This is a genomic window from Kribbella sp. NPDC051936 (genome assembly GCF_040680955.1).
Taxonomy (GTDB): domain Bacteria; phylum Actinomycetota; class Actinomycetes; order Propionibacteriales; family Kribbellaceae; genus Kribbella.
The window spans coordinates 121903-142667 of record NZ_JBFAXS010000011.1 but is presented as its reverse complement, the minus strand read 5'-3'; the positions used below and the strand labels follow the sequence as shown (position 1 = coordinate 142667).

General features: G+C 69.8%; 23 protein-coding genes. 16 read left to right on the top strand and 7 right to left on the bottom strand.

The genetic code is table 11. From position 1 onward, the window contains the following. Positions 1–3 precede the first annotated feature (3 nt). The 3 genes from AB0L64_RS34995 to AB0L64_RS34985 are packed head-to-tail and all read left to right on the top strand — an operon-like array spanning position 4 to position 2230. The gene (locus AB0L64_RS34995) at positions 4–519 is read left to right on the top strand and encodes a 3-hydroxyanthranilate 3,4-dioxygenase (protein ID WP_363717288.1); all 516 of its coding nucleotides are present in this window, start codon (positions 4–6) and stop codon (positions 517–519) included. Next, the gene (locus tag AB0L64_RS34990; protein ID WP_363717287.1) at positions 516–1511 is read left to right on the top strand and encodes an amidohydrolase family protein; all 996 of its coding nucleotides are present in this window, start codon (positions 516–518) and stop codon (positions 1509–1511) included. The genes AB0L64_RS34995 and AB0L64_RS34990 overlap by 4 nt, the downstream gene beginning before the upstream one ends. Next, a complete protein-coding gene (locus AB0L64_RS34985; RefSeq protein ID WP_363717286.1) occupies positions 1508–2230 on the top strand; it encodes an alpha/beta fold hydrolase in 723 nt (240 codons plus the stop codon). The genes AB0L64_RS34990 and AB0L64_RS34985 overlap by 4 nt, the downstream gene beginning before the upstream one ends. A gap of 3 nt (positions 2231–2233) precedes the next feature. Here AB0L64_RS34985 and AB0L64_RS34980 read toward each other — a convergent pair whose 3' ends face one another. Together AB0L64_RS34980 and AB0L64_RS34975 are read right to left on the bottom strand one after the other, a co-directional pair. After that, entirely contained in the window at positions 2234–2923 is a 690-nt protein-coding gene (locus tag AB0L64_RS34980; RefSeq protein WP_355700303.1) for an O-methyltransferase, read from the bottom strand. Between the two features lie 148 nt (positions 2924–3071). Beyond that, a complete protein-coding gene (locus AB0L64_RS34975; RefSeq protein ID WP_355700302.1) occupies positions 3072–3854 on the bottom strand; it encodes a DeoR/GlpR family DNA-binding transcription regulator in 783 nt (260 codons plus the stop codon). A 119-nt stretch (positions 3855–3973) separates the two neighbouring features. Between AB0L64_RS34975 and AB0L64_RS34970 the strand changes: the two genes are divergently transcribed. Continuing rightward, positions 3974–4837, top strand: coding sequence for an SIS domain-containing protein (locus tag AB0L64_RS34970; protein WP_363717285.1), 864 nt, complete (start codon positions 3974–3976; stop codon positions 4835–4837). Here the strand turns inward: AB0L64_RS34970 and AB0L64_RS34965 are convergent. Together AB0L64_RS34965 and AB0L64_RS34960 are read right to left on the bottom strand one after the other, a co-directional pair. Next, positions 4824–5411, bottom strand: coding sequence for a GNAT family N-acetyltransferase (locus tag AB0L64_RS34965; protein ID WP_363717284.1), 588 nt, complete (start codon positions 5409–5411; stop codon positions 4824–4826). The genes AB0L64_RS34970 and AB0L64_RS34965 overlap by 14 nt on opposite strands. Then, positions 5404–6573, bottom strand: a complete 1170-nt coding sequence (locus tag AB0L64_RS34960; protein WP_363717283.1) for an MFS transporter — start codon at positions 6571–6573, stop codon at positions 5404–5406. Before AB0L64_RS34960 ends, AB0L64_RS34965 begins: the two co-directional genes overlap by 8 nt. 76 nt (positions 6574–6649) lie before the next feature. On the opposite strand from AB0L64_RS34960, the gene AB0L64_RS34955 reads away from it, so the two are divergent. The 5 genes from AB0L64_RS34955 to AB0L64_RS34935 all read left to right on the top strand — a co-directional run bounded on the left by AB0L64_RS34955 (position 6650) and on the right by AB0L64_RS34935 (position 11266). Continuing rightward, positions 6650–7180, top strand: coding sequence for a CGNR zinc finger domain-containing protein (locus AB0L64_RS34955; protein ID WP_363717281.1), 531 nt, complete (start codon positions 6650–6652; stop codon positions 7178–7180). A 112-nt stretch (positions 7181–7292) separates the two neighbouring features. Further along, on the top strand, positions 7293–8654 hold the full coding sequence (locus tag AB0L64_RS34950) for an extracellular solute-binding protein (protein WP_363717279.1): 1362 nt from the start codon (positions 7293–7295) through the stop codon (positions 8652–8654). Positions 8655–8688: 34 nt separating this feature from the next. Then, complete coding sequence (locus tag AB0L64_RS34945) at positions 8689–9531, top strand: sugar ABC transporter permease (RefSeq protein ID WP_363717277.1); 843 nt, start codon at positions 8689–8691, stop codon at positions 9529–9531. Beyond that, entirely contained in the window at positions 9528–10400 is an 873-nt protein-coding gene (locus AB0L64_RS34940) for a carbohydrate ABC transporter permease (protein WP_363717275.1), read from the top strand. Before AB0L64_RS34945 ends, AB0L64_RS34940 begins: the two co-directional genes overlap by 4 nt. After that, positions 10397–11266 carry an NAD(P)-dependent oxidoreductase gene (locus AB0L64_RS34935; protein WP_363717273.1) on the top strand — a complete coding sequence of 290 codons (870 nt, stop codon included), beginning with the start codon at positions 10397–10399 and terminating at the stop codon, positions 11264–11266. The genes AB0L64_RS34940 and AB0L64_RS34935 overlap by 4 nt, the downstream gene beginning before the upstream one ends. On the opposite strand, the gene AB0L64_RS34930 is transcribed toward AB0L64_RS34935, so the two are convergent. Then, entirely contained in the window at positions 11239–12234 is a 996-nt protein-coding gene (locus tag AB0L64_RS34930) for a LacI family DNA-binding transcriptional regulator (protein WP_363717271.1), read from the bottom strand. The genes AB0L64_RS34935 and AB0L64_RS34930 overlap by 28 nt on opposite strands. Positions 12235–12336: 102 nt before the next feature. Between AB0L64_RS34930 and AB0L64_RS34925 the strand changes: the two genes are divergently transcribed. From AB0L64_RS34925 to AB0L64_RS34895, 7 genes are all read left to right on the top strand, one after another. Then, the gene (locus tag AB0L64_RS34925) at positions 12337–15096 is read left to right on the top strand and encodes a sugar-binding protein (RefSeq protein ID WP_363717269.1); all 2760 of its coding nucleotides are present in this window, start codon (positions 12337–12339) and stop codon (positions 15094–15096) included. A gap of 64 nt (positions 15097–15160) precedes the next feature. After that, the gene (locus AB0L64_RS34920) at positions 15161–15382 is read left to right on the top strand and encodes a biotin/lipoyl-binding carrier protein (protein ID WP_363717267.1); all 222 of its coding nucleotides are present in this window, start codon (positions 15161–15163) and stop codon (positions 15380–15382) included. Positions 15383–15610: 228 nt separating this feature from the next. Further along, a complete protein-coding gene (sigE, locus tag AB0L64_RS34915; RefSeq protein WP_363717442.1) occupies positions 15611–16240 on the top strand; it encodes an RNA polymerase sigma factor SigE in 630 nt (209 codons plus the stop codon). Beyond that, entirely contained in the window at positions 16237–16842 is a 606-nt protein-coding gene (locus AB0L64_RS34910) for a zf-HC2 domain-containing protein (protein ID WP_363717265.1), read from the top strand. Before sigE ends, AB0L64_RS34910 begins: the two co-directional genes overlap by 4 nt. A gap of 3 nt (positions 16843–16845) precedes the next feature. Next, a complete protein-coding gene (locus AB0L64_RS34905) occupies positions 16846–17898 on the top strand; it encodes a transcriptional regulator (RefSeq protein ID WP_363717263.1) in 1053 nt (350 codons plus the stop codon). A gap of 73 nt (positions 17899–17971) precedes the next feature. Further along, positions 17972–19459 (top strand): trypsin-like peptidase domain-containing protein, encoded by a 1488-nt coding sequence (locus tag AB0L64_RS34900; protein WP_363717261.1) that lies wholly within the window; start codon positions 17972–17974, stop codon positions 19457–19459. Positions 19460–19527: 68 nt separating this feature from the next. Further along, positions 19528–19866 (top strand): sec-independent translocase, encoded by a 339-nt coding sequence (locus AB0L64_RS34895; RefSeq protein WP_355700286.1) that lies wholly within the window; start codon positions 19528–19530, stop codon positions 19864–19866. Position 19867: 1 nt separating this feature from the next. Here the strand turns inward: AB0L64_RS34895 and AB0L64_RS34890 are convergent, their stop codons facing one another. Together AB0L64_RS34890 and AB0L64_RS34885 are read right to left on the bottom strand one after the other, a co-directional pair. Beyond that, positions 19868–20338, bottom strand: coding sequence for a nitroreductase/quinone reductase family protein (locus tag AB0L64_RS34890; RefSeq protein ID WP_363717257.1), 471 nt, complete (start codon positions 20336–20338; stop codon positions 19868–19870). Beyond that, positions 20335–20757: a hypothetical protein gene (locus tag AB0L64_RS34885; RefSeq protein WP_363717255.1), complete on the bottom strand. Its 423-nt coding sequence runs from the start codon at positions 20755–20757 to the stop codon at positions 20335–20337. Before AB0L64_RS34885 ends, AB0L64_RS34890 begins: the two co-directional genes overlap by 4 nt. Positions 20758–20765: the final 8 nt, after the last annotated feature.

Genomic DNA, 20765 nt, shown 5'->3' with positions numbered 1-20765 from the left:
CAGATGGTCAACCTGGAGTCGACGAACTTCCCGCAGTGGATCGAGGAGAACAAGCACCTGCTGAAGCCGCCGGTCGGCAACAAGCAGATGTTCCCGACCGGGGACGACTTCATCACGATGGTGGTCGGCGGCCCGAACCAGCGCACCGACTTCCACGTCGACCCGTACGAGGAGTTCTTCTACCAGATCTCCGGCGAGCTCCGGGTCAACGTGATGACCGAGGACGGACCGGCGACCGTCGCGGTGAACGCCGGTGAGATGTGGGTGCTGCCGCGGAACATGCCGCACTCGCCGCAGCGCGGCCCGAACTCGATCGGCCTGGTGATCGAGCGCGTCCGGGAGCCCGGCGTGCTGGAGAAGTTCCGCTGGTACTGCGCGAACTGCAACGGGATCGTCCACGAGGTCGAGCTCCAGGTCAGTGACATCGTCGCCGACCTGCCGCCGGTCTTCAAAGCGTTCTACGACAGCGAGGAAGCCCGCACCTGCCCGAACTGCGGCACGGTGCACCCGGGTAAATGACCGTCGACGTCCACACCCACCTGGTACCCCACGGCTGGCCGGACCTCGCAGCGGCGTGCGGTGGGGACGGGTGGCCGTGGCTGCGGATCGACTCCGAGCGGGCCGCGATGATCATGATCGGCTCGACGGAGTTCCGCCCGATCGGCCCGCAGGCCTGGGATCCGGCCGTCCGGCGCGCCGATATGGATGCCGACGGCATCGATCTGCAGGTGGTGTCGCCGACCCCGGTGTTCTTCGGGTACGAGCGTCCCGCGGCGCAGGCCGTGAAGCTGGCCGAGATCTTCAACGACCTCACCCTGGAGACGCTGGCCGGCGACGACCGGTTCGTGCCGTTCTGCCAGGTGCCGCTGCAGGATCCGGACCTGGCGTGCGCCGAGCTGGACCGGTGCCGCGCGGCCGGCCATCTGGGGGTGGAGATCGGCAACCACGTCGGCGACAAGGACCTGGACGACGCCGGGATCGTTGCCTTCCTCAACCATTGCGCCGCGACCGGTACGCCGGTGCTGGTGCACCCGTGGGACATGCCGGGCGGCCCGCGGCTGGATCGCTGGATGGCGCGCTGGCTGACCGGGATGCCCGCCGAGACCCATCTGTCGTTGCTGGCGATGATCCTCGGCGGCGCGTTCGACCGGTTGCCGCCGTCGCTGCGGATCTGTTTCGCCCACGGCGGCGGGAGTTTCGCGTTCTGGCTGGGGCGGCTGGAGAACGCCTGGCACCGGCGCGGCGACATCGTCCGTGGTTGCTCCGAGCATCCACCGTCGGCGTACCTGGACCGGATCCTGGTCGACACGGTCGTGTTCGAATCAGCGCCTTTGCGGCTCCTTGTCGATACCTTGGGGGAAGACCGCGTTCTGGTCGGCAGTGACTATCCCTATCCACTGGGTGAGCGGCCGGTCGGGGAGGTGGTACGGAAGGCCGGCTTCCTGACCGCGGAGCAGCAGCACAAGTTGCTGACGTCGAACGCCCTGCGTTATCTCGGGAGGTCTGAATGAGTGAGGACCGATCGGTACTGTCGCGCAAGGCGCCGGAACCGGACCAGGAACTGCGGTACGGCGCCCACGCGGACCAGGTGATCGACTACTGGCCCGCGAAGGAGTACCGGCCGCTGATCGTCTTCCTGCACGGCGGCTTCTGGCGGCCGGAGTACGACCGGGTGCACGCCCGCTCACTGGGCGCGGCACTGTCCGACCTCGGCTGGCCGGTCCTGTCCGTCGAGTACCGCCGCGAGCCCGGTAACCCGGACACCACCACCGCCGACATCCGTACGGCGCTGGACGCGCTACCCGACCTCGTGGACGTCCACGCGGGCTACGTGCTGATGGGCCACTCCGCAGGCGGCCAACTGGCGCTGTGGGCCGCCTCCACCCTCAACCCGGTCCGGCTACGCGCTGTCCTCGCCCTGGCCCCGGTGGCTGACCTGTTGATGGCCGACCAGCGCATGATCGGCGACAGTGCCGTCCAGGCCTTCATCGGCGGCGGCGTCCGCAACGACCTGGACCCGGTCCACCTCCCAGCGTCCATCGCCCCCGTCACCCTCATCCACGGCGTGAACGACACCGTCGTCCCCATCGCCGTCACCGAGTCCTACTTCTCCGCCCACCCCACAGCCCACTTCCACCGCGTCCCCCACTGCGGCCACTACGAACTGATAGACCCCCAGTCCGACCCATGGCACGACGTAACCACCGAACTGACCCGCCTGACGAGCTAGCGGCTACTTCAGGCGCTTGGCGGCAGTGAGGAGGCCGTCGGAGGTGGGGAGGAGGGCGGAGACCAGGTTGTCGTCGTCGCGGACGGCGCGGATCAGGTCTCGGAGGGCCATGGTGTCGGGGTCGCGGTGGGCGGGGTCGGCGACGCGGCCGCCGGTGAGGATGCCGGCGAAGGCGACGATGCCGCCGGGGCGGAGCAGCCGGAGCGCCTCGTGCAGGTACGCCGTGTTCTCGCGCCGGTCCGCGTCGCAGAAGACCAGGTCGTAGTGACCGTCGGTGAGCCGGGTGACGACGTCCAGCCCGGCGCCGGCGATCAGGCGGAACCGGTTCGACGCGACGCCCGCGTCCAGGAACGTCTTGCGCGCCAGCCGCTGGTTCTCCGCGTCGATGTCGACCGTGGTGAGAGTGCCGTCGGACCGCATCCCGCGCAGCAGCGCGAGCCCGGAGACGCCGGTCCCGGTGCCGATCTCGACGACCGCCTTCGCGCCCACGCCGGCGGCGAGCAGGCTCAGCGCGGCGGCCGCACCGGGGCCGATCGGGGCGACACCGCTGTCCGCGGCGCTCGCCCGCGCACCGGTGACGACCTCGTCCTCACCGGTGTAGTCCTCGGCGTACGCCCAGGACGTCGGGTCGATGCCGGTGGCGATGGCGTCCTCCCAGTGGTCAGCGAAGTGATGTGCGGCTGCGGTACCCATGCTGAACCGAAGCCTAGCGGTTGGAGGTCCGCTTTCCGTGACGCACGCGCGGAGGCTGCGCAGTCTTGCTCATAACAACCTTGCCCTGATCAGATATGATCGTCTCAACGAGACGCGACTCACCTGGTGAGGGAGGTGTGGAGTGAGATCAGGCGCGGATGACGTCGATACCGGCTTCCTTGAAGACGGCGAGCTGGGTCTCGTCGGCCTGGGCGTCGGTGACGAGGGTGTCGATCTCGCTCAGCTCGCAGATCCGGGCGAAGGCGCGCTGCCCGAGCTTGGAGGAGTCGGCGACCACGACCACCTTCGCGGCCCGGCTGACGATCAGCTGGTTGATGTTCGCCTCGCCCTCGTGATGGGCGGTGGCGCCGGTCTCGTCGATCCCGTCGACGCCGATGAAGGCGATGTCCAGCGACAGGTCGGACAGGATCCGGTGCGACAGCGGACCGATCATCTCGTAGGACTGCGGCCGCGCCACGCCGCCGGTCAGCACCATCTTCACGTGCGGCCGGACGATCAGTTCGTTGGCGATGTTCAGTGCGTTCGTGACGAGCGTGAAGGCCGGCTCGCCGTGCTCCGCGGACAGCTCCGGCCGGGTGGCCAGCGTCCGCGCCACCTCGGAGATCGTGGTGCCGCCGTTCATGCCGATCACCATGCCGCGCCGCACCAGCGTGGCCGCGGCCTGCGCGATCCGCTGCTTCTCGGACGCGAAACGCGCAGTCTTGTAGCGCAGCGGCAGGTCGTACGACACCGCGTTGGCGACCGCGCCGCCGCGGGTCCGGGTGAGGAGCTGCTGCTTGCCGAGATGGTCCAGGTCACGCCTGATCGTGGCCGCGGACACGTGCAGCTGCTCGGCGAGCTCGTCGACGTCGATGGCGCCCTTCTCGGCGAGCGACTCGAGCAAGGTGTTGAGGCGTTCATAACGCTTCACCCGGGGCTCCTCCTTCACACAATCGGTCAGCCGGATGGCGGCTGGTTGGCACCATTCGATCACGTTCGAGCAGTTTCGACCATGACAAGTGCGGAGACGACATGACCCAGACGCCTTTTGTGAGCACTGAGATCGCCAGTCAACCAGACCTCTGGCGACAGGTCTCGGACGGTTTCGCGCAGTACGGCGGTGCGCTTCCGAAGGCCGGCCGGCGTGTCGCGGCCGTCGGGTGCGGCACGTCCTGGTTCATGGCGATGGCCTACGCCGCGCTCCGCGAGGACCTCGGCCAGGGTGAGACCGACGCGTTCGCCGGCTCGGAGTTCCCGGCCGGCCGGTCGTACGACGCGATCCTGGTGATCAGCCGCTCCGGGACGACGACCGAGGTGCTCGACCTGATCCGGGCCACCGACCTGCCGACCGTGGCGATCACCGCGACCGCGGGCTCGCCGATCTTCGACCTGGCCGACCAGACCATCCTGCTGGACTTCGCCGACGAGCAGTCCGTCGTACAGACCCGGTTCGCGACCACGACGCTGGCGCTGCTGCGCGCGTCGCTCGGTGAGGACCTGTCGAAGGCCGCTGCGGACGCTCAGACCGCACTGACCGTCGATGTCGACGACCTGGCCAAGCTCGAGCAGGTCACGTACGTCGGCACGCGCTGGACCGTCGGCCTGGCCCACGAGGCCGCGCTCAAGCAGCGTGAGGCCGCGTCGGCGTGGACCGAGGCCTACCCGGCAATGGACTACCGGCACGGTCCGATCGCCATCGCCCAGCCCGGCCGCGGTGTCTGGATCTTCGGCGAGGCGCCGGCTGGTCTGCTGGACGACGTCGCCGCCACCGGCGCGACGGTCGTGCACCACGGCGACCTGGACCCGATGGCGTCCCTCGTCGTCGCTCAGCGCGTCGCCGTCGCCAAGTCGCTCGCCCTCGGCCTCAACCCGGACCAGCCGCGCAGCCTGTCCCGCTCGGTCATCCTCGGCTGACCGCAGCGGTCATGGGCGCGTCAAGCGTCCATCCCAAGGCGGTGTAGAGCGCCCGTCCGTCCTCCGTTGCCACCAGTACGCCGGCCGTCGCGCCGGCGTACTGCGCGGCGCTCGCCAAGGCGGTCATGACGCTGCGGCCAAGTCCACGCCGGCGATGCTCCGGTGACGTCTCGATCTGGTCGAACACGGCAGCGTCTCCGGCGAGCGCCGCCTTTCCGCGCGCGGCGACCGAGCCGTCAGCAGCTGTCATGGTCACATCGAGCATGGCGCCGCGCTGCGTGTGCGTCAGTTCGTACGACGGCGGGACCACGGCCCGCGTGGCGCTCAGCCGGGTTGTCATGAGGTACTCCCGCGGCTGCACCTCCCAGCGAGCTTCCAGGGCGACCTCGCCGCGGATCTTGAGCCAGGTGTCAGGACTGCGCAGCCCGTCGACCAACCCAGCGTCGTACGCGTGCAACACGTAGCGGACCGCGTGGCCGGGGAGGCCTACGTCGACGCGGTAGCCACTTGGCAGCCGCACTGGCGCCGGGGTGTTGCGGGAGATGGTCCAGCCATGGACCCAGGCGTCAAGCATGCGCAGGAACCTTCGCGTTGAGGGCGGACAGACGACCGATGCCTGCGGCGACCAGGAGCCCGCCGCCTACGACGAGCAGGGTTGTCCGGGCACCGAGGCTCGGTACGAGTAGGCCGGCGGTGGCCTGGCCCAGCGCAGAGGCGCCGACGCGCAGACTGGCCGCCGTGGTGCTGACCCGGCCCTGCAGGGACTCTGGGCTGTACCGCTGCCGCGCGGCGAACATCGCGGGCAACGTAGGACCTTCGAGGAGCCCGGCAAGAAGCGCGAGCACGAGCAGTACGGCGAGCGTCGGCGCGAGCGGCCACGTGATGAGAGCCAGGCCGTAAGCGCTGACGGACAGCATCACGACGTACTCCGGTGGCCAGCGCGACTGCAGCCGGCCGAGGAGGAGGGCTGTGGTGACGCTGCCGAGCTCGACCGCTGTCCACAGGTAGCCGGCCGCGGACTCCGGCCGGCCGAGCTCCACCATGTGCAGGGGCAGTGCGATCAGCAGCATGCCGGTGAAGCCCATGAGCAGGGTCGTCGTGATCGTCGAGGCACGCAGGCGCGGGGTGTGTGCGAGGTGACGCAGACCGCCGACGACAGACACCAGGAACGGCTCGCCACCGGCCCCGCTCGGTGGCAGTGCGGGGAGCCGGCTGATCGCGACGATGCTGAGTCCGGCGGCGACGACGATCACCACGACGGCCGCGTCGACCGAGACCGCGGCGGTGATCGTGGCCGCGGTGGCCGGTCCCGCGATCGCGGCAGCGCTGAAGCTCACCGACTCGAACGAGTTGGCGCGGGCCAGGCGATCCGGACGGAACAGGCTGGGCAGCATGCTCGTGAATCCGCCGCTCACCATCGGCAGCGTGGCGCCGGCGACCGCCGCGAGGGCCGGAGCGCTCCACTGCGGGCTGTTCCCGACGACCAGCAACAGCGCGATCATGACGGCGGCCAGTGTTGCCTGGTTGGCTGCGAGCGCGCTCCGGCGGTGCGGCGTCCGGTCGAGCCAGGCGCCGAGCAACGGGCCGGTGACGATCGCCGGGAGGGCGTACGCCGCGCCGGTGAGGCCGGCGAGTGCGGGACTGTCGGTGCGGTCCAGCACGAGGAGGACGAGCGTGAAGGCGACCATCTCGTCGGCGAGCCGGGCGAGGGTCGCGGCCAGGTAATAGCTGAACACGCCGCGGTCGCCTCCTGTTACGTGAAGATCAGCGTTACGCGTTACGCTAGCAAATACGTTACGACGAGGAGAAGGCGTGGACATTCCGGCCCCCGACCGCGTGGTGCGGCTCGCGGTCGACCTGGTGAACACCCGCACGCTGTCGCCGGAGCGCCTGACGTCGCCGGCCGCGGTGCGCGAGTTCCTCCTCGACCACGGCGAGTCCGACCCGATCACGCTCGACGACGCGGATCTGGTGGCGGTCCGGGCTGTCCGGGAGCGGATCCGGCCGGTGTTCCACGCCGAACCCGCGACGGCGGCGAGGGTGCTCAACGAGTTGCTCGAGGAGTACGCCGTACGCCCGTATCTGTCCGACCACGACGGATCGCCGTGGCACCTGCATGTGGCCAAACCCGGGGCCACGTGGGCGGAGTGGCTGGCCGCGACGACCGCTCTCGGACTGGCGAGCTTCGTCGCCGGGCACGGTTTCAAGGCGCTCGCGGTCTGCGCGGCGGCCGACTGTGAGCAGGTCTTCGCCAATGCGGCGGAGAAGCGGCCGCGCCGGTTCTGCACGCCGCGGTGCTCGAGTCGCACCCGCGTGGCGTCGTACCGGGCCCGCCAGAGCTGAGTTTCCGGCTGAGCGAAACCAGTTTCGCTTGAGGTCTGGTGTTTGCGAAAGCGCTTGCGCTACTCTGCGGAACGGTCGGCTTGCCGATCGCCATCCCCGCAGAGGAGTTCCGATGAACAGGTTTGCCATCCGTTGTGCTGCAGGGCTTTCCGTGCCGTTCCTGCTCGTGGCCTGCTCCAGCGCGCCGTCGTCCGGCGGCGGTTCCAGTTCCCCGGGGCAGGTGACGCTCACGGTCGGTGACCGCCCGAGCAGTTCCGATCCCGCCAACCGGGCGTCCTTCGACAAGAAGGTCGCCGACTTCCAGCAGGCCAACCCGGACATCAAGCTGAACCCGGTGGAGACCATCTGGGACGCGACCACGTTCCAGGCGCAGGCGGCCGGCGGACAGCTGCCGGACGTGCTCAACGTGCCGTTCACCGAGCCGCAGGGCCTGATCGCCCGCAAGCAGGTCGCCGACCTGACCAAGGTGCTCAAGGACGACGGCCTGCTGGACGAGCTGAACCCGAACGTGCTCAAGATCGGCCAGGACCAGTCCGGCAACGTGTACGCCGTGCCGACCGCCGCCTACTCGGTCGGTCTGGTCTACAACCGCGAGCTGTTCACGAAGGCCGGGCTGGACCCGAACAAGCCGCCGGCCACCTGGGACGAGCTGCGGGCCGACGCCAAGCAGATCGCACAGAAGACCGGGCAGGCCGGCTACGCGCAGATGACCACGAACAACACCGGCGGCTGGATGTTCACCACCCAGACGTACGCGTTCGGCGGCTCGATCGAGAACGAGGACGGCAGCAAGGCGACGTTCGACGACGCGCCGTCGAAGGCCGCGCTGCAGTTGCTGCACGACATGAAGTGGACCGACAAGTCGATGGGCCAGGCCGTGCTCTACGACATCGACGGCATCTCCAAGGCGTTCGCGGCCGGCAAGATCGGCATGTTCATGTCGGCGCCGGACGCCTACCGCACGCTGGTCCAGACGAACGGCCTGAAGGCGTCGGCGTTCGGCATCGGCCCGATGCCGCAGCAGGGCGGCGACCACGGCACGCTCAGCGGCGGCAGCGTCCAGATCGTCAGCCCGAACGCGACGGACGCCGAGAAGGCGGCGGCGATCAAGTGGATCAAGTTCGCCTACCTGAACAAGTACGTGAACCAGGACGCGGCCGTGACGAGCGCCAAGAACGGCGTGGCGGCGAAGCTGCCGGTCGGCACTCCGGGTCTTCCGGTGGTCAACGCGGACCAGTGGTCGACGTACCAGTCCTGGATCAAGCCGTACGTCAACGTGCCGCTGGAGAACTTCGCGCCGTACACGAAGGTGGCGGCCGATCAGAAGATCATCCCTGAGCCGCCGGTGAAGGCTCAGGAGGTGTACGCCGCGCTCGATCCGGTCGTGCAGACCGTCCTGGGGAACGCGAAGGCCGACATCCCGGCCCTGCTGACCAAGGCGGCCGGCACGGTGAACGCCAAGCTCGGGCGCTGAGTTGCTCCGCCGCCTGCGCAACGGGGTGCCGGCAGTGCTGTTCGCGCTGCCGGTGCTCCTGGTCTTCCTGGTGTTCTCCTGGGGCCCGATCGTCAAGGGCCTGGTGATGAGCGTCCAGCAGACCAATCTCGTCGACCCGGTGAAGTGGGTCGGGCTGGAGAACTTCCGGTACGTGCTGACCGACCCCGCGGTCGGGCAGGCGTCCCTCAACACGCTCTGGTTCACCCTGCTGGCGTTGCTGTTCGGCTTCCCGGTCCCGGTGCTGCTGGCGATGTTTCTGTCCGAACTGCGCGGCCGGTCCTGGCTCTACACGACGCTGGCCTACCTGCCGGTGATCACGCCGCCGGTGGTCGCCATCCTGCTTTGGCGGTTCTTCTACGACCCGTCGCCCAACGGGATGTTCAACTCGATCCTCGGTGCTGTCGGACTCGGACCGTTCCTTTGGCTGGACAGCCCGGGCTCGGCGATGCCGTCGATCGTGCTGGAAGCGACCTGGGCCGGTGCCGGCAACGCGGTGATCATCTACCTGGCAGCACTGACCTCTGTGCGCGCCGACCTGTACGAGGCGGCCGAGCTGGACGGTGCCGGAGTGGTACGCCGGGTGTGGCACGTCATGCTGCCGCACCTGCGCAGCGTCCTGTTGCTGATGCTGCTCCTGCAGGTGATCGGAACGATGCAACTGTTCACCGAGCCACTGCTCTTCACCGGCGGTGGACCACAGGGGTCGACGATGACGATTCTGCTGCTCATCTACAACTACGCCTTCGTCAACGGCGACTACGGTGCAGCCACTGCGCTGAGCGTCCTCCTGGCGCTGGCTCTCGCCGTCCTGTCGGCGGTCTTCCAGCTGGCCACGCGTGGCTGGAGTACCGCATGAGTGTGCTGTCGGACTCGGACCGCAAGCTGACCCGGATCCGCGTGCCGTTCGTCATCGGCCAGGTGGTCGTCCTGCTCGGACTGCTGGTGGCCGGGCTCGGACCGCTGCTGTGGTTGCTGAAGGCAGCGATCTCGCCGACGCAGGACAGCATCCGGTCGCCGCTCGCGTGGTTCCCGTCCGGTCAGGTGCAGTGGGGGAACCTCGCCACCGCCTGGCAACAGGGCCACATCGGCTACTACCTCGGCAACACCGCCATGATCGCGGCGGGTACGGCGCTGGCGTCGCTGATCGTCTGTACGACGGCCGGCTACGTGCTGAGCGTGCTGCGGCCGCGCTGGGGCGCACTGCTCTCGGCGGCGATCCTGGCCACGCTCTTCGTCCCCCACATCGTCTCGCTCGTACCGCTGTACCTGACCGTGCTGAAAGTACCTGTGGTGCACACCAACCTGACCAACACGTTCTGGGCGGTCTGGCTGCCGCCCGCGGCCAGTGCGTTCAACGTCCTGATCGTGAAGCGGTTCTTCGACGGCATCCCCCGGGAGTACTTCGAAGCCGCCCGGATCGACGGCGCCGGTTCGGTGCGCGTGTTCACCTCGCTGGTGCTCCCGCTGTCCCGGCCGATCCTCGGTGTGGTCCTGCTGCTCAGCATCATCTCTTCCTGGAAGGACTACCTGTGGCCCCTGCTGGTGCTGACCAATCCGGATCTGCAGCCGGTCTCGGTGGCGTTGCCGAAGATCGCCAAGGTGACGGAGCTCAACATCCAGTTGGCAGGCCTGTTCCTGGCGCTGCTGATCCCCGTGCTGCTGTTCCTGGTCTTCCAGCGAGCATTTCTGCGTGGCGTGGGCCTGTCTGGGGGGATCAAGGCGTGAAACGCGTTCTCGTCACCGGGGCGGACGGCTCGATCGGCCGTGCCGCGGTGGACGGCCTGCGCGCCGCCGGGTACGACGTCACCGGCCTGTCGCTGCGCTACGACCACACCAGTACGGCGGACCGCGCACTGGTCGGTGACGCGCGGTCGGCGAGTGATGTGGCCGCGGCGCTCGACGGTGTGGACGCCGTACTGCATCTGGCCGCGATCCCGCATCCCAGCCTGGGTACGCCGGAGGAGGTGTTCGAGAACAACGTCGCCGCGACCTTCAACGTCCTGGCGCAGGCGGGGCAGGCCGGTGTCGGCCGGGTGGTGATCGCGAGCAGCATCAACGCCTTCGGCGTACCGATGAACGTGAACGACGTGGAGCCGGCGTACTACCCGCTCGACGAGGAGGTGGAGGCCGACATCGCCGACGCGTACTCGCTGTCCAAGAGCGTCGACGAGCAGAGCGCCCGGATGGCGTGGCGACGCTGGGGGACCAACGTGATCGCGTTGCGCTTCCCGCTCGTGAAGAGCCGCGAGGAGCTGTTCAGGTTTCGCACGATGGTCGAGCGCGATCCGTCCGGAATGGCCCGGGAGGGCTGGGCGTACCTGGACCTGCGGGACGGCATCCGGGCGGTAGTCGCCGCGCTGGAGTCGTCGGCCGCCGGCGCCCATGTGGTCGGCCTGGCGGCGGACGACATCCTCATCGACCGGCAGACCGACGAGCTGCTGCGTGAGTACGCCCCGAACGTGCCGCTGCGACGGCCGGTGCGGGGGCGTGCGGGCCTGGTCGACACCACGCGAGCCCGGGAGCTGCTCGGGTTCGTGCCGCAGTACTCGATCCACGACGAGGATCAGGTGGTCTTCGCGGTCACGACCTGAGGGGTGACGTAGCGGACGCCGGGCTGCGGGTCCGGGTCGAGGAGATGGGCCGCCACCTGCCGGCCGATCTCCTCGAGGCCGACGTCGATCGTGGTGAGGTGCCGGGAGACCCGCTGGTCGTGCATCAGCTGCTCCCAGTTGTCGACGCCGATCAGCGCGACGTCGCCCGGCACGTCCCGGCCGGACGCCCGGACGGCACGCTCGGCACCCCGGCCGATCGCGTCGCTGCCGCAGAAGATCGCGTCCACGTCCGGCGCCTCGGCCAGCAGTTCGGCGACGGCCTCCTCGCCCCAGTCCTCGCGCCAGCGCCCGAAGCGCACCGGGCTCGCCCACTGCAGGCCGGCCTCCGCCAGGACCTCCTCGGCGCCGGCCGCGCGGCGCTGGGCGGCGTTGTCGTGCGGCTCCGCGGTGATGTGTGCGATCCGCCGGCGGCCCTTCGACAACAGGTGCCGGACGGCGAGTCGGCCGATCTCCTCGTCGTCGGCGGTGATCGTGACGTCGTCCGGGTCCTCGGTGAAGGTGAACGCGTAGATCACCGGGACGTCGAAGCGGCTGGTCAGCGACGGGCTCGGGAACGACGTGCCGGTGCCGATCACGATCACGCCGTCGATCCGGCGGGCCCGCAGCTGCAGGATCGACTCGGTGACGTCGCGGTCGCCGATCCGCGCGTCGTACAGCAGGATGGCCTGCTCCTTGGCGCCGAGCTCGGTCGCGGCGGTGGCCAGCACCACGCGGGTGAACGGGTTCGAGGCGCGATGGGTGAGCACACCGATCGTCTGGCTACGGCCGCGGGCGAACGAGCGGGCCAGGGCGTTGTGCCGGAAGCCGAGCCGGTCCGCGGTCGTGCGGACGTGCTCCCGGGTGGCTTCCGAGATCCGGTCGGTGCCGTTCAGCGCCTTGGAGGCCGTCGACAGCGACACCCCGGCCGCGGCGGCGACGTCGGACAGCGTGATCACCTGATCGGCCATGTGCTCATCGTAGTCAGCTCCCAGCCGTTGACACCGGCTGGCCGGGGCATCAGGGTGTGATTTGCGAAACCGCTTTCGCTTCCCCTGGGAGGAGAAAACTCCATGACCCGTCGCCGCTCCGGCGCAGTCAGTCTTCTCACGGCCGGCCTGCTCCTGGCCGCCGTACTGCAGTCACCCGCCCGCGCGGCCACGACGGCCGCGCCGACTCTGACGATCACGCCGACCACGGTGGGCAACACGTTCACCACTGGGCAGCAGGTGCAACTGGGCTTCAGTACCGACGCCACCACCGTCAGATGGACGGTCCGCGACGCGGGTGGCACCGAAGTGGCCAGGGGCTCCGCGCCGGCCGCCACGCTCAACGGACAGCTCACCCTGCAGATCAGTACGCCCGGCTGGTACCAGACCGACCTGACAGCGGTCGGGGCCGACGGTACGACGACGCTCGGCGGCACCGACTTCGCCGTACTGACGCCGCACGACTTCTCGACCTCCACCGAAACCCGGATCGGTGTCGCCGGCGCGCTGGCGTTCGGAGGTGCGGCCAACCCAGGGCTGGAAGCCGTCCCATTGATGGCCAAGGGCGGGATCTCCACCGACCGCGACGAGGCGTTCTGGTCGGCCGCGGAGACCACCAAGGGAGTCATCCAGTTCCCGCAGCGGTACAAGGACTACAAGGCGGCGCTGGACGCCAACAACATCGACTTCCTGAACATCCTCGACTACGGGAACACGCTGTACTACCCGGACGAGGCGCCCGCCACGGACGAGCAGCGTGCGGCGTTCACCCGGTACGCCGTCGCGGCCGTCGACCAGTGGGGGACCGAGCACACGACGTACGAGCTGTGGAACGAGTGGAACCTGCGGGACCCGAACGGCGCTGCCGAGGCCAGCCCGGAGAACTACGTCGCACTGCTGAAGACGGTGAGCGCCGCGGTACGGGCGAAGCACCCGGACGTGAAGCTGGCCGGTCCGTCGCTGGCGGTCATCAACGACTGGCAGGGCTGGTTCACCAAGTTCGCGGACCTCGGCGGGCTGGACTACGTGGACGCGGTGACCATCCACCCGTACGTGCAGCCGCTCGACCCGGAGGCCTCGGTCACCTACGTCAACACGATCCGCTCCATCATGGCGGCGCACGGCTCGACCAAGCCGATCTACATCAGCGAGCAGGGCTGGGCGACGGGGACCAACCCCAGCGCGGTCTCCGAGCCGGCCCAGGCACGTGACCTGGTCCGGGGCAACCTGCTTGCGTACGGCAACGGTGTGGCGCGCTACAGCTCCTACAACTTCATGGACTCGGGCACCGACCCGTCCAACGTCGAGCACCGGTTCGGCCTGGTGCGCAACCGGCTCGACGCGCGTGGTGCGCTGGTACCGAAGCCGTCGTACGTCGCGACCGCCGTCCTCGCCCGTCAGATCGACGAGCTCCCGTTGATCGGCCAGACCCGTTTCGGCTCCAACGGGTACGACGTGGCGTTCAACGCGGGCGGTGGACAGAGCGTCCATGCAGTCTGGTCCACCACGCCAGGAGTCGTCGCCGCCACGGCACCTGCCGGCTCGACCGTCCAGGTGACCAACTTGTACGGCGTCGAGACGACACTGACAGGGGATGCGGGCGGACACGTCTGGGTGACCGCCGGACCGGACCCGGTCTACCTGAAGGGCGCGATCACCGGACCGATGCTGCCGTCCGTCCGCTTCGCGATGTCGGTCGGCCCCGAGATCGCCGGTGACCCGGCCACCGGCATGCTGACGTTCACCAACCCGGACTCGGTCACCCACGCGTTCACGGTCTCCGCGGGCGGCGCCGAAACCAGCGGCTCGGTCGCGCCGGGCGCCACGGCCACGACACCGGTGACCTACCCGGCACAGGAGTCCACGGAGCCGCGGACGTACTCGGCCACGGTGACGGTCGACGGCCGTGCGGTCGCGGTCATCTCCGCTGCGGGCACGGCCACCCCACCGCTGTCCGTCACGGGCTCACACGTGCTCAACGGCAGCGGGCAAGGCCTGCTCCGCTTCCGTGTCACCAACGCTTCGTCACACGACCTACCGATCGCTGGTCTGGACTGGGTGTCCGGTACGGCGTCGGGAACGTTGCTGGCCGACACCACGGTGGCCGCCCACGCCACTGTGCAGGCCGACGTGTCGCTCCCGGACGCGTCGACCTGGTCTGCGAACCTCAGGCGCACCGGTCTGGCCGACATCAAGGCCTCCGGCAAGCTCGTACCGGTCGCTGCGCCGACGGTCGCGAAACGCCATACGGTCACGCTGGACGGGGCCATCGACCCAGCGGTGGCCAGGCAGCCCGCCATCGCGCTGGAAGGCACGGGCACGCCGCCGGTGACGGGATGGGGCGGGCCGAGCGACCTGTCCGGGTCGTTGTGGCTCACACACGACGACCAGAACCTGTACCTGTCCGCCAAGGTCACCGACGACGTGTTCTCCCAGCCGAACCGTGCCGGCAACATCTGGGGCGGAGACGGGATCCAGCTCGGTATGACAGCTGGAGCGCCCGGTGAGGCCACGAGCACCCAGGAGATCGGCGTGGCGCTCACAGACGCCGGTCCGGTGGACACCTGGCGCTGGACGCCGACCTCCCGGACCGGTACGCCGCCCGGGGTCCAGGCCAAGGTCATGCGAGACGAGGCCGCGCATACCACGACGTACGAGATCGCCGTGCCGTGGAGCACGCTCGGGTTCGCCGCCGAGGACCGGCTGCTGTCGGCCACCGTGGTCCTCAACGAGAACGACGGCACCGGGCGGCGCGGCTGGCTGACCTGGGGCAAGGGCGTCGCCGAGACCAAGAACCCGGCGCTGTTCAACGCCGTCCGGCTGGACCCGGCTGCCGCCCCGTGACCGGCGCCCTGGCCCGGTCCGCCTAGGATCGGGCCAGGGATTCCGGGACCGCGAGGAGTGCGAGTTGAGTCACACCGTGCTGGCCGAGCTGGTGGCCAACGTGCTGAAGGTCACCGCCAAGGCCGGGGACACGGTGGGCCCGGCCGACACACTGGTCATCCTGGAGTCGATGAAGATGGAGATCCCGGTGCTGGCCGAGGTGGCCGGCACGATCTCCGAGCTGAAGGTCGCCGAGGGCGAGGTCGTCCGCGACGGCGACCCGATCGCTGTGATCGAGGAGACATAGTTCAACCGAAATGACCTCTCAGGCGTCTTGGGTAGTGAGGGCACCGGCCGGGAACTTCCGGCCGGGGCGCCGCGTTGAGCCGACGTACAGCGAACCCACGGAACTCAGGGTCGGACCCGGGTTCTCCCGACGTGCGCAGAGGACGGTGACCGCGGCACCATGGCCTTCACGCTCATTGCCGAGAGGACCCAGGGAGGCGTCGCGGTGAAGCCGTTCGACACCCCGACCATGCCGTCTGGGCGGTCGGTCCCCGCACCCCAGCAGGTGCCGGAGGTAGCGGATGCGCTGCCGTCGTGGGACGAGATCGTCCGCACCCACTCGGCGCGCGTCTACCGCCTGGCGTACCGGCTGACCGGTAACAAGCACGACGCCGAGGACCTGACCCAGGAAGTGTTCGTCCGGGTCTTCCGCTCGCTGTCGTCGTACACGCCGGGCACGTTCGAGGGTTGGCTCTACCGCATCACCACGAACCTGTTCCTGGACGGCGCCCGCCGCAAGCAGCGGATCCGGTTCGACGGCCTGCCCGAGGACGCCCACGACCGGCTGCCGGCCAAGGGCGAGGGCCCGGCCGAGAAGCTGGACTCCGACCTGTTCGACCACGACGTCCAGGACGCGCTCGACGCGCTGCCCGAGGACTTCCGCGCCGCCGTCGTGCTGTGCGACATCGAGGGCATGACGTACGACGAGATCGCCGATGTCCTGGACGTGAAGCTCGGCACCGTCCGCAGCCGCATCCACCGCGGCCGGTCGATGCTGCGCAAACACCTCGAGCACCGCGCCCCGCGCTCCGGCCAGACCCGGGTCGGCGGCCCGCCCGTCGACGGCGGCCTGTTCGGCGACGGGGGTGACCTCGCATGACGCACCCGCTGGACAAGCTGAGCGCCGTGGTCGACGGCCAGCTCGACCACGACTCCCGTGACAAGGTCCTGAGCCACCTTGTCGGCTGCGACACCTGCCGTGCCGAGGTGGACGCTCAGCGCCGGGTCAAGGCACGGATGGCCGCGCTGGAGTCGCCGGATCCGTCCACCGACCTGCTGCAGCGCCTGATGGGTGTCTCGTCGTTCTCGACCGAGCCGCGCGAAGAGGTCCGCCCGGTGATCACGCCGGTCAGCCTGTTCCCGCAGCGGTCCGCGTTCCCGGCCGGGCGCAGCACCGGCGGCACCCGGCCCGGGACCGCCCGCGGCACCCGGTCCCGCCGCCGCGCCGGCGTCCTCGGTGCGGCCGGCTCGGCCGCCGCGGTCGCATCCCTGCTCGGTACGGCGTTCGTCGTCGGCGACCCGGCCCGCTCGGAGCAGCCCCCGACGCTGCAGCCCCCGGTTGCGAGCTTCTCGTCCGACCACGCGAGCACCAGCAGCGGTGCGCCGTTCGCGGACCCGGTCGCGCTGCTGAACTCCTACAACGGCGCGGGGTTCGCCGGGCTGAACCCGACGCTGCGCCCGGTGGCCCTGACAGGACGCTGACCGGTGAGCCTGTCCCGGCTCGCTGTGCTGGTCAGCACCGCCCTGATCGGCTTCGGCCTGCCCACCTCCGCGGCCGCGGTGCCGGCGCTGACGAAGGCGGACTCGCCGACGGCGGTCAGCTGGCTGCAGCGCGCGGCCGCAGCACCGAACCACGTCTCGTACCACGGCACGCAGATCATCACGTCCTGGGGACCGCAGGGCTCGAGCTCCGCGATGCTGGACGTCGTGCACGCGGCGTCGCAGGGCTCCGAGATCAGTGTGCTCGGCTCCTCCGCTCCGGGCGCCAAGGCGTTCGTGCAGCGCGCGACCACGACGGACGCGGCGGTCGACGGCGGACCGCTGGCGTTGCTGCAGGCGACGTACCAGCTGGTCGACAAGTGCTGCACCGACTTCATCGGTCGCAGTGCCGTGCTCGTCGAGGCGCTGCGGAGTGACGAGACGCTGGCGGCGAAGTTCTGGATCGACAAGGCCTCCGGGCTGCTCCTGCAGCGTCAGCTGTTCAGTGCGGACGGCAAGGCGATGGTGCGAGCCACTGTCTTCACCGAGCTGGAGATCGAGAGCTCCGAGTTCCTCAGCCACCTGCCGCCGACGGTGCCCAGCGGCGTCGAGGCGGTCGGCCTGGGCAAGGTCGGCCACCTGCGCTCCGAGGGCTGGGTCTGCGCGCCGGAGCTGCCTGCCGCCCTCAAGCTCTACGACGTCCACCAGGACACCAGCAACGGCTCCCTGCAGTTCTCGTACTCGGACGGCCTGTTCAACGTCTCACTGTTCGAGCAGCGCGGCGCACTGGACCCGGCGGCCGTGGAGGGCTTCGGCGCCACCGACAGCCCGGGTGTCTACGTGCGCTACGGCATGCCGTCGTACGTCGTCTGGTCCTCCGGCGGCATCGTCTACACGCTGATCGGCGACCTGCCGCCCGACCAGCTCGGACAGGTCGTCCGATCGTTCCCGCACGAGCTGCCGGTCAGGCTGAGCGCGATCCAGCGGCTGGGCAGCGGGCTGGCCAAAATCGCGACCTGGCTGACTCCGATGGGTGCACTTTCGCCGAAGCTGGGATAATCGAAGGTGGAACCTCCTCCGGTTACCGCCGGGGGGCTCCACCGACGACCACGACGATGTGAGGCGGGGCACCGTGACCAGCGACGACGCCGAGCCGACAGTTCCGAACCCGGCGACCGCGGATCCCACCGCGGAGCTGCCCGCCGCGCCTGCCGCGAACGGGCCCGCCGAGGCCGCGCCGAGCGCGAACGGGAACGGGCAGCCGGCTGGTCCGCCGCTGACCGCACTGACTCCGCCGGCGCCCGGCGCGGGCGCGATGCCGCTGCGCACGCCGGGTTCGGACGCGGCCTACCGTCAGACCAACGGTGGCCGCTCCACCACGCAGCGCAGCTTCGGGCGTCCTGAGCCGCAGCAGAGCTTCCGTCCGGTCTACCCGGGGCAGGCCTGGCCGACCGAGCAGCCGCAGTACCGGCCGGCGTACGTGCCGCCGCCACCGGCCGACTGGCACCAGCAGCAGGCCCGTTCGTACGCGTCGGAGCCGCAGAAGGTGAACCGGGTCGTCACGATCGCTGCCCTGGTCGCTCTTGTCATCGGTGTCCTCGCCGGAGCCGGTGCCGCGACGGCCGTGGTCGCTCTGAGCGGCAACGGCACCCCGATCGCGCAGCAGCCCGATCCGCCCGTCGGCACCGGGGCCGACCCGAAGATCCGCACCGGCTCGGTGTCCGCGGTCGCCTCGACCCTGCTGCCGAGCGTCGTGCAGCTGAAGGTCGAGGGCTCGGACAACTCCGACGCCACCGGGTCCGGGTTCGTGATCGACAACGTCGGCCACATCCTGACCAACAACCACGTCGTCGCGGCCGCGGCCACCGGCGGCTCGATCCAGGTCGTCACGAACGACAACAAGACCGCGACCGCGCGGCTCGTCGGCCGCTCCCCGGCGTACGACCTGGCGGTCGTCCAGGTGGCCGGCCTGACCGCGCCGTCGGTGAAGTTCGGCCGGTCGGACCAGGCGGTCGTCGGGCAGGACGTGGTCGCGATCGGCTCGCCGCTCGGGCTGGCCGGCACCGTCACGTCCGGCATCATCTCGGCGAAGAACCGCCCGGTGACCACCGGCGACGACACCGGACAGGCCTCGTCGTACATCAGTGCGCTGCAGACCGACGCCGCGATCAACCCGGGCAACTCCGGCGGCCCGCTGGTCGACATGAACGCGCGGGTGATCGGGGTGAACTCCGCTATCGCCACCGTGCGCGGCTCCGAGGAGGGGCAGAGCGGGAGCATCGGGCTCGGGTTCGCGATCCCGATCGACCAGGCCCGGCGGACGGCCCAGCAGTTGATCGCGACCGGCAAGGCGTCGTACCCGGTGATCGGGGCCAGCGTGGACATGACGTTCGAGGGCGGCGGCCGGGTCAGCGCGGTCAGCCCGAGTTCGCCGGCCGCGCGCGCCGGTCTGCGGGTCGGTGACGTGATCACCGCGGTCAACAACGACCCGGTGGACAGCGCCGAGGTGCTGATCGTCGCCATCCGTACCCACCAGCCGGGAGAGGCCGTGCGGCTCGCGTACGAACGCGGCGGACGGTCCCGGACGGTTACGCTCACTCTCGCCCAGCAGATCGGCTGAAGTCCCGTGGCCGGAGTCGGGTTACCCTTGTCGGCGTCCGAAGCGATGTACAGAAGTGAGGTGCGGGCATGTTCGGCATCGGGCCACTCGAACTGGTCGTGATCGCGATCGTCGCCGTGCTCGTCTTCGGACCGGATCGGCTGCCGGAGTTCGCGCGGACGGCGGGACGGCTGCTGCGGCAGGTCCGTCAGCTGGTCACCAACGCGCAGAACGATCTGCGCAACGAGCTCGGCCCGGAGTACGCCGACCTCGAGCTGCAGGACCTGAACCCGAAGAACTTCGTCCGCAAGCACCTCCTCGACCCGATCGAGGACGAGGTGAAGTCCGTCAGCACCGACTTCACCGACACCACACCGCCGCGCCTCCCGGCCGGGGCCAAGCCGCCGTTCGACCCCGAGTCGACCTGATTCACCGGGCGTCGACGCGAAACACCGGGTACCGGTCCGCGACCGCCGTGAAGGCGGCCTCGGACGAGCGCCGGTCCACGGGGAAGTGCGGACGGGCTCCCGGAGCGACGGCCAGATAACGCCGCAGGATCGGGGGCCGAGCCGTGACCGCGACGTCGATGAGCCGGACGGCCTCGGCTCCGCGCCGATGCAGCACCGCTTTCCCCTGGGCGTTGCGCACGTTCAGCACCCAGTTCGCGCGCGAACCGAGCATCGACACCAGGTAGCGGCCGCCGTCATACTCGACGACCGCCACCGGCAGCCGCACCGCGCGACCGCTCCGGCGGCCGGTGACCTCCAGAGTGACCGCGTAGTGCGGCACCAGTAGTCCGCTCGAGTGCTGGAGGCGCTGGATCCAGTTGATCCCTCGTGCCAGCCGTCCCGGGCGGCCGCCGCGGTACAGCCACCGCTTGATGGCGTAGAGAGGATTCATCGCCGCGGGCGGGCGAATCCGGCGAGGGCGAGCGCTCCGGCGACAACGGGAAGCAAGGCGAGGATCCCCCACAGCGGTGGGAACGGGTGCACGCCGTACTCCGTGACGAACAGCAGGGTCAGTCCTGCCGTCAGGGTGAGCAGAACCGCGAGCACGGCCACTCCGGACGCGACCAGCCGCGGCGTACGCGCGAGAGCGACCACCAGCAGCCAGACGAGGACGTTGAAGACGGCGACGCCGTACACCAGGCCGTAGAGCGTGCGGGACGTGACGGTCTTGCCGTACGGCGCGTACACGGACGTGGCGTGGTCGAACAGACTGCGACCGCCCGACTGATCGACGATCGCGACCACCGCGAGCACCAGTGAAAGCCCGACCGCGAGCAATGCTGTGCGCTTTTCTGAAAGTGACTGTCTCATGCAAGTGA

What these genes read in the sequence shown, in the direction of transcription:
- AB0L64_RS34995 (WP_363717288.1), top strand. Translation starts at nt 4, where the DNA reads ATGGTCAACCTGGAGTCGACGAACTTCCCGCAGTGGATCGAGGAGAAC.
- AB0L64_RS34990 (WP_363717287.1), top strand. Translation starts at nt 516, where the DNA reads ATGACCGTCGACGTCCACACCCACCTGGTACCCCACGGCTGGCCGGAC.
- AB0L64_RS34985 (WP_363717286.1), top strand. Translation starts at nt 1,508, where the DNA reads ATGAGTGAGGACCGATCGGTACTGTCGCGCAAGGCGCCGGAACCGGAC.
- AB0L64_RS34980 (WP_355700303.1), bottom strand. Translation starts at nt 2,923, where the DNA reads ATGGGTACCGCAGCCGCACATCACTTCGCTGACCACTGGGAGGACGCC.
- AB0L64_RS34965 (WP_363717284.1), bottom strand. Translation starts at nt 5,411, where the DNA reads ATGCTTGACGCCTGGGTCCATGGCTGGACCATCTCCCGCAACACCCCG.
- AB0L64_RS34950 (WP_363717279.1), top strand. Translation starts at nt 7,293, where the DNA reads ATGAACAGGTTTGCCATCCGTTGTGCTGCAGGGCTTTCCGTGCCGTTC.
- AB0L64_RS34940 (WP_363717275.1), top strand. Translation starts at nt 9,528, where the DNA reads ATGAGTGTGCTGTCGGACTCGGACCGCAAGCTGACCCGGATCCGCGTG.
- AB0L64_RS34930 (WP_363717271.1), bottom strand. Translation starts at nt 12,234, where the DNA reads ATGGCCGATCAGGTGATCACGCTGTCCGACGTCGCCGCCGCGGCCGGG.
- AB0L64_RS34925 (WP_363717269.1), top strand. Translation starts at nt 12,337, where the DNA reads ATGACCCGTCGCCGCTCCGGCGCAGTCAGTCTTCTCACGGCCGGCCTG.
- sigE (WP_363717442.1), top strand. Translation starts at nt 15,611, where the DNA reads ATGCCGTCTGGGCGGTCGGTCCCCGCACCCCAGCAGGTGCCGGAGGTA.
- AB0L64_RS34910 (WP_363717265.1), top strand. Translation starts at nt 16,237, where the DNA reads ATGACGCACCCGCTGGACAAGCTGAGCGCCGTGGTCGACGGCCAGCTC.
- AB0L64_RS34895 (WP_355700286.1), top strand. Translation starts at nt 19,528, where the DNA reads ATGTTCGGCATCGGGCCACTCGAACTGGTCGTGATCGCGATCGTCGCC.
- AB0L64_RS34890 (WP_363717257.1), bottom strand. Translation starts at nt 20,338, where the DNA reads ATGAATCCTCTCTACGCCATCAAGCGGTGGCTGTACCGCGGCGGCCGC.
- AB0L64_RS34885 (WP_363717255.1), bottom strand. Translation starts at nt 20,757, where the DNA reads ATGAGACAGTCACTTTCAGAAAAGCGCACAGCATTGCTCGCGGTCGGG.